Genomic DNA, 207 nt, shown 5'->3' with positions numbered 1-207 from the left:
AGAATACCTTAAAAATAAATTTTCATAMRCTNTATGCTTTAACAGAAAATCCAGAAGATGTAGACACTCTTGAAAGTGAAGAAGATAAAAAGAAATTTATATTAGCTTTTAGAGATTTAACAAAAGTATTRACAAAGCTAAATACTTTTACAGAATTTGAATTTAATAAAGATACACTTGGAATGAGYGAACAAAGTTATCAAGACT

General features: G+C 24.8%; 1 protein-coding gene. It reads left to right on the top strand.

Annotated features, from left to right (window positions below; translation table 11 throughout):
- Positions 1-14 precede the first annotated feature (14 nt).
- Positions 15-207, top strand: a 193-nt coding sequence (locus tag G3997_RS05225; protein ID WP_442971250.1) for a type I restriction endonuclease subunit R, EcoR124 family, incomplete at its 3' end; no start/stop codon positions are given.

Origin of the sequence: Romboutsia sp. 13368, assembly GCF_018336475.1 — a bacterium.
In the GTDB taxonomy this organism is placed as follows: domain Bacteria; phylum Bacillota; class Clostridia; order Peptostreptococcales; family Peptostreptococcaceae; genus Romboutsia.
The sequence above is the reverse complement of the archived record's forward strand: the minus strand, read 5'-3'. Positions and strand labels throughout refer to the sequence as shown.